At 44.8% G+C, this 5,166-nt stretch carries 2 protein-coding genes, 2 rRNA genes and 1 pseudogene; 2 read left to right on the top strand and 3 right to left on the bottom strand.

Features of this window, described 5'->3' with window-relative positions:
* Window positions 1–268 (bottom strand): 16S ribosomal RNA (locus AZ66_RS26625); the annotation flags it as partial.
* A gap of 350 nt (window positions 269–618) precedes the next feature.
* Window positions 619–1,515 carry a LysR family transcriptional regulator gene (locus tag AZ66_RS26620; RefSeq protein WP_044357661.1) on the bottom strand — a complete coding sequence of 299 codons (897 nt, stop codon included), beginning with the start codon at window positions 1,513–1,515 and terminating at the stop codon, window positions 619–621.
* A 34-nt stretch (window positions 1,516–1,549) separates the two neighbouring features.
* Between AZ66_RS26620 and AZ66_RS26615 the strand changes: the two are divergent.
* Window positions 1,550–3,133, top strand: a pseudogene (locus tag AZ66_RS26615) (SLC13 family permease).
* Window positions 3,134–3,181: 48 nt separating this feature from the next.
* The gene (gene apgM / locus AZ66_RS26610; RefSeq protein ID WP_044357659.1) at window positions 3,182–4,420 is read left to right on the top strand and encodes a 2,3-bisphosphoglycerate-independent phosphoglycerate mutase; all 1,239 of its coding nucleotides are present in this window, start codon (window positions 3,182–3,184) and stop codon (window positions 4,418–4,420) included.
* A gap of 548 nt (window positions 4,421–4,968) precedes the next feature.
* Here the strand turns inward: apgM and rrf are convergent.
* Window positions 4,969–5,085: ribosomal RNA gene (gene rrf, locus AZ66_RS26605) — 5S ribosomal RNA — on the bottom strand.
* Window positions 5,086–5,166: the final 81 nt, after the last annotated feature.

The following is a 5,166-nucleotide window of genomic DNA, read 5'->3' as shown; positions in this document are numbered from 1 at the left end:
CTACCAACTAGCTAATGCGCCGCAGGTCCATCCATAAGTGGCAGATTGCTCCGCCTTTCTCATCTCCCTCATGCGAGGAAAATGCCTATCTGGTATTAGCTCACGTTTCCGTGGGTTATCCCAGTCTTATGGGCAGGTTACCTACGTGTTACTCACCCGTCCGCCGCTAACTCTCAGGAGTGCAAGCACTCCTGAGAGTCCGCTCGACTTGCATGTATTAGGCACGCCGCCAGCGTTCGTCCTGAGCCAGGATCAAACTCTCCGTTAAAGTTAAGTTTGAACTGCTCATATCTTTTGACGAGGTATTACTACCTCATTCACAAACGTTGCTCGTTGTTCAGTTTTCAAAGAACAATCTTCAATCCAGCGCTTCGGCTTATCGCCTCTTTCGCTTTCGTTCACCGCGTCTCTCATCGGCGACTTTTATATCTTATCATTTAACGAACTTGAAGTCAACAACTTTTTTTGATTTGTTTTCTTCGTTCGATTGCCTACCTCTTAACGAAGCAGGAATTAGAATATACCATATTTCTAATGTAGAATGCAAGACTTTTTTTACACTAGTTTTAAATCCTTTATTTCATGTTCTTCAATCCTTTACTTTCTATCACTCCGTACCTACTCTTCGGTTAAGATGTTGTCCAGCATTGTAATGAATGCTTTAGCTGCTGGCGACAGGTGCTTGTTTTTGTAATGAACATATTGAATCCCTCTCTCAAACTTCACTTCATCTACGGGAATAGCAACTAGCAGTCCGCTAGCAATCTCCTGCTTCACCGTTAATTCAGATACTGCTGCTACGCCAAGTCCATGAATAACGCCCTGTTTAATGCCTTCCAAGCTGCTGATTTCGATTGTATTGGATAACGAGATGCCTGCCTGTTCGAACTTCATATCGAGGAATTGCCTTGTTGCTGATTTATCCGGCTTCATAAAAAAGGTCTCATTTTGAAGATCATATAACGTGCATCTTCTCTTCTGGGCTAAATGGTGATCTGGACGTGCAATGAGAACAAGGCGATCCTGATAAAACGAGCACGTTTGGTACCGTGATTCATCGACTTCTACTTGATCGGATAATACGAGAAATTCAATGCTGTTGGATTCCAACTGATGAATCAGCTGTTGTGAGGATGTAATCTTCATGCTTATCTTGATCTTCGGGTACTGCTCCTTATACCAAGCAAGCACAGATGGCAGTAGATATACACCGACGAAATTACTTGCTCCAAATACAAGCGCGCCAGCCGACAAATCCTCCAACTGATGCAAATGCTCTCTACCTGACCGCAATAGATTCACAATCTGTTCTGCGTACGGTTTGAATATGTCCCCTTGCTTCGTTAAATAGAGCTTCTTCCCAATTCGATCGAACAGCTGCACTCCCAAATCCTCTTCTAAACTTTGTATTTGCATACTGACTGCAGGTTGTGAACAGTACAGCTGCTCTGCAGCTTCTGTAAAGCTCAAACAGTTCGATAAGGTGATAAAGGTTTCTAGTTTATTAATGTTCATTACAGTCATCCTCTTATTTCTATAAGGTAACGTTATGAATACTATCAAACAATCAAATTGCCTTATAATTATAGGCTTGGCTATAATGAAAACGCAATCATTCTTCGTTATTCAATGGGAGGATTCATTCATGAGCAATATGCCATTACAACCAGATGGCCATTCTACAGACAAACAAAAGGAGGGCGGTAAGAAAGGTGGGTTCGAGGCCCTTTTCAAAAAAATCGGGATTCCTCTTGCTATACTTGTATTTCTCATACTCGTACTCATTCCAACTCCTGAAGGCTTGGAACCACAAGCTCAAAAGGCGATTGCAATCTTCGCCAGCGCGCTTGTTCTATGGGTGAGTGGCGCACTGCCAATTTACTTAACTTCGATGATCGCGATTATTATGTTGAGCCTATCAGGAACAACTGAGGAGAAAACGGCATTCGGCACACTGGGATTCGACGTTATTTGGCTTATGGTATCTGCCTTCATCCTGACTTCTGCTATGATCAAATCAAACTTGGCCCGCAGATTCGCGCTATGGATGGTTACCAAGTTCGGTCAAACGCCAAAGAAGACATTGCTTGTCCTTATCTTTATCAACTTCGCGCTCGCCTTCTTCGTTCCTTCAACAACTGCGCGGGCAACATTGATGGTTCCTATCTGCCTCATCTTGCTGGAAATATACAAAGCCACACCAGGTAAGAGCAATTTCGGGAGATTAATGATGCTCCAGGGTGTGCAAGCAGATGCGATCGCCACTTCCGGGGTTATGACTGCAACGGCTGCAAACATTATTGCGGTTGGCTTCATTAATGAACAAGCCGGTGGCTCGATTGGATATATGGATTGGCTCGCGGCCTCAATGCCGACAGCCTTAATTACGATGCTCCTAACCTTCTTCGTTGGGCTCAAGCTGTTCTCCATTAAGGGCGAGTCCGATTTCGAAGGTGCGATGTCCAAACTTAAGGAAGAGCTGAAAAAGCTAGGAACGCTCACCGTGGATGAGAAAAAGGCAATGACAATCTTTCTAATCACGGTATTGTTGTGGGCAACGGAGGATTACCACAAGGCATTGCTTGGATTTGAAATTAGCGTGTATATGACAGCTGTTATTGCCGGTGTACTCCGAGAGTTGGATTGCTGACTTGGAGGGAAACAAATATTAAAGTGGGATCTGATGATCTTTGCTGCTGGCGCATATGCGGTCGGCAATGCTCTTGAAAAGTCGAAGGGTGCAGAGTGGATGATCAACAAAGTTGTATACGGGCTTGGGTTGGAACAAATGAACCATATTCTTGTATACATCGTGGTTATCTTTATTAGTATGTATAGTCATCTGATCTTCACAAGAAAAACGGTGCGAACTACGATATTGATACCAGCATTTATCGCACTAGCCAAAACACTCGGTATGGATCCCGTTACGCTCGCATTGTCATCCGCGATGAAGCTTACGTACACAATAACCCTGCCGCCACACTCGAAGGTAAATACGATCTATTTCTCAACTGGTTACTTCAGCGTGTTCGATCAAGTGAAATATGCAATTGTTACATGCTTCATTGGTGCAAGTATAATCAGCCTATCGGTATTCACCTGGTTCCAACTCCTTGGATATCGATTATAAATGTCACCTCCGAACACCCAGTTACGCTAATGAAAGAGGAGTGCACATATGCTACACAGAAAAGTGATTATGGCAATTGCAGACGGTTCGGGAGATCGTCCGCATCCGCTCTTAAAACACCAAACCCCTTTGGAATATGCTCATACTCCAAACTTGGATCGGTTAGCTGCTGAAGGTATTACTGGCATGATCGATTTGATCGGCACGGGAATTCCGGTAGGAACCGATATGGGTCACATGATTTTATTTGGATTCAAGCCTGAGCAATACCCAGGTCGCGGCCCCATCGAGGCACTTGGAGTCGGAATCGATATTCAGCCTGGAGATGTCGTTCTTCGCTGCAATTTTGCCACTGTAGAAAACGGTGTTGTGCTGGATCGACGCGCTGGCCGCATACGGGAACATACGGACAAGCTTGCTGAATCCATTTCAGGAATAGAAGTAGCCGAGGGCATCTATGCTTACTGCAAGCCTGCGACTGAACATCGTGCTGTGCTTGTGCTGCGTGGACAGGGATTAAGTGATCAAATTAGTGATTCTGACCCGAAAGCGCCGAACGACGGCAAACCGTATCTTCCTGTTCAGCCGTTGGAAGATACATTAGAAGTACGACGCACTGCTGCTGCAGTCAACCGCTTCTTAGAAATCTCTTCTCGGATCTTGTCATCGCATCCTGTGAATGAGGAGCGAGTAGCTAATGGATTGCTGCCTGCCAACTTCATTCTTACCCGTGGTGCAGGTAGTATGGTTGAACTTGAGCCTATTGTTTCAAAGATGAATTTCCAAGGTTGCTGCATTGCTGCCGAAAGCACCGTTCTTGGGGTAGCGAAGTTAGCCGGGTACACAACCATTACAGATATAAGACTGACTGGAAGTATGGATACTGATGTTGAACTGAAAGCAAAACTTGCACTTGAACAGATTGTCCATCATGACATTGTCTATGTTCATCTTAAAGCTCCAGATCTGATGGGGCACGATAATGAACCACTGAAGAAGGCTCAATCCCTAGAAATGTTTGATAGAATGGTCGGCATAATCGCTGATCAACTATCAGAGGATGTATACCTAGCACTGGCCGCTGATCATTCTACTCCTTGTGAGGTTAAGGAGCATACTGGGGAGCCAGTTCCCGTCGTCATCTATGGGCCAAGCATTCGAAGAGATCGAGTCACCTCTTATAATGAAATGGACTGTGCCTACGGTGCACTTGGTCGGATGTCGGGCTCCGAGTTCGTCCGAACCTTGCATGGATTAATGGGGTATGTCAAAAAACAAGGCAACTAAGTTGAAGAATTCAAAATGCAGTCCTTAACAAATTAGATCGCAGGGTTCCATTCTATTGCTGCAGCCCCCACTCTCTCTATAGGTAGTGGGGGTTTGCTATATGGAATAATATCCGTGAACGTCCCGTTAATCATCTGTTTCTTCATAATATATAAGAAATATGTATTCAAATCATAGGCATTAATCACTTCAACAGACATACTGTCAACTCACTTCCTTAAGCGAGCTACCTGTACTAGCCCATCGAAATTGCACTTAATAGCCGCTTAGCCATGGCTTCCATTTAAACTCACCTTGTTGAACGTGTTCTGGCACTTATGGCTGCTGTCTCCACGCTAGTATTGCCTATTAACGATGCGCGCCGTCGACTCAAGTGGACTCGTTAAAGTCAACGAAATGGACATATGCCTATACAAAGCGTAAGCATATAAGAAAAAAGCCGATTGCTGCCAACCTAAATTAGGCGAAGCATTCGGCTTTTTAACATACCTATATTAGGTTTACATAAAAAAACCACCGTCGAGATGTCTCAACAGTGGTCTTTAATTGCTTGGCGACGTCCTACTCTCCCGGGACCCTGCGGTCCAAGTACCATCGGCGCTGGAGGGCTTAACGGTCGTGTTCGGGATGGGTACGCGTGGAACCCCTCCGCCATCGCCACCAAACAGCATTGGCTAAAGCCAATATGAAGTTCAAGGCTTGAACCTTGAAAACTGAATGCGAAAGTGTCGTGCTTTGAATCAAAT

The organism is Paenibacillus sp. E194 (assembly GCF_000935845.1).
In the GTDB taxonomy this organism is placed as follows: domain Bacteria; phylum Bacillota; class Bacilli; order Paenibacillales; family Paenibacillaceae; genus Paenibacillus_B; species Paenibacillus_B alvei_B.
Note: the sequence above shows the minus strand (reverse complement) of the source record. Positions and strands in the feature narration are given on the sequence as shown.